This window comes from Methylobacterium variabile (assembly GCF_001043975.1).
Lineage (GTDB): Bacteria > Pseudomonadota > Alphaproteobacteria > Rhizobiales > Beijerinckiaceae > Methylobacterium > Methylobacterium variabile.
In genome coordinates this window covers 1-1,280 of the sequence record NZ_LABY01000481.1, presented here as the reverse complement: position 1 = coordinate 1,280, position 1,280 = coordinate 1, and the positions used below count along the sequence as shown (strand labels likewise).

Annotated in this window: 2 protein-coding genes; both read left to right on the top strand. The window is 65.8% G+C overall.

The genetic code is table 11. The features are described 5' to 3' along the window. Window positions 1-479 precede the first annotated feature (479 nt). On the top strand, window positions 480-713 hold the full coding sequence (locus VQ02_RS34020; protein WP_048448702.1) for a hypothetical protein: 234 nt from the start codon (window positions 480-482) through the stop codon (window positions 711-713). Window positions 714-872: 159 nt separating this feature from the next. Continuing rightward, window positions 873-1,094: a hypothetical protein gene (locus VQ02_RS36550; RefSeq protein WP_083469606.1), complete on the top strand. Its 222-nt coding sequence runs from the start codon at window positions 873-875 to the stop codon at window positions 1,092-1,094. Window positions 1,095-1,280: the final 186 nt, after the last annotated feature.

The following is a 1,280-nucleotide window of genomic DNA, read 5'->3' as shown; positions in this document are numbered from 1 at the left end:
CGCTCGTAATCTCGGTGACGTGCCCTTGGCCGCCGACGTGGTAGGCGAGGTCGTCCGCGTAGCTGGCGCTGGGCGCGACCAGCGACAGGGCGAGGACGAGCGTGAGCATGCGGCCGGCGACCGTCCACCATCCCTGTGCCGTCCCCCGACGGCTATGCCCACGCCTTGAAACCATCTCCCACCTTATGTGCGATCTATCCCGGGTCGCACAAGACGTCATCCCGTGCTATCGAACCCAACGCGAACGAGATCTTCCCGTATCCGACACGGTCAATGCCGGGTTCCTCGTGAAGCGGACCGGCGTCTCGGAACGGACGCTATCATCCAGGGGCATCTGACCTCCTGGTCGAGGCGAGGGCTCGGAACTCGGCTCGGCCTTTGCTGTCCTGGTTGCCACGGATACGGAGCGGAAAAAATCCCGGAACGGTTTCGGGGCAGCGAGCATTTGTGCCTCAGCCTCGAAACTGGGAGCTTCTTCGATGAAGATCACGATCACCGCCTTCGCCGCAGCCTTGGCCTTCGCCCCGGCGACCGCGTTCGCTCAGCACGTGGATGTCGGTTCCGGCGGCGTCTCGGTTCACGGCGACCGTGGTCATCGCGATGTCGAGCACACACACGGCACCGTAGTGCGCGAGCACCGTCACGAGGAGCCTGTTGTTCGCGAGCACCACGACGCCCACGAGCGCACCGTAATCGAGGAGCGCCGCCACTGAAGCATCGGCACGAAGGGGCCGCGGAACAGGAAGGATCTGCTATGCGGCTCATCGGCGTCCCGGGCACGCGATGGTAGCTGCTTCCTGAACACTTGCGTCATGGCGCGTTCAACCCGGCGTTAGCAGGATGGCGGCATCTGATGAAACTTCGGAGGCCCCATGAGGACGGTACTCGTTGCCCTTTCCGCGGCCCTGGCGCTCGCCCCGGTCGCGGCCTCCGCCCAATACTACGAGGGCGGCTATGGCCCTCGACGCCATCACGACCACGGCGAGTTCTACCGGCACGACGACGTCGTCCGGAGCCATCATTCGCCCGGGTACGAGGGGTGGCGATACTACCGAGAGCGACCGCCCCATTATCATCACCAATCCGACGATTGAGTTCCGCGTGCTGGCGTGGGAGGGACCCGCCCCAGCTCATGCCGGGGCGGGCTTGTCGCGGTGCGTGAGGGGGGCGACGGTGCACCGCGAACAGGATCCGGCGTGGGCACAGGCTCGGCCAGCACGTAGCGGATGCCCGTCGCGAGGAACGCGAAGACGAGGAGCAGAGGCAGCATCCGCATCCCG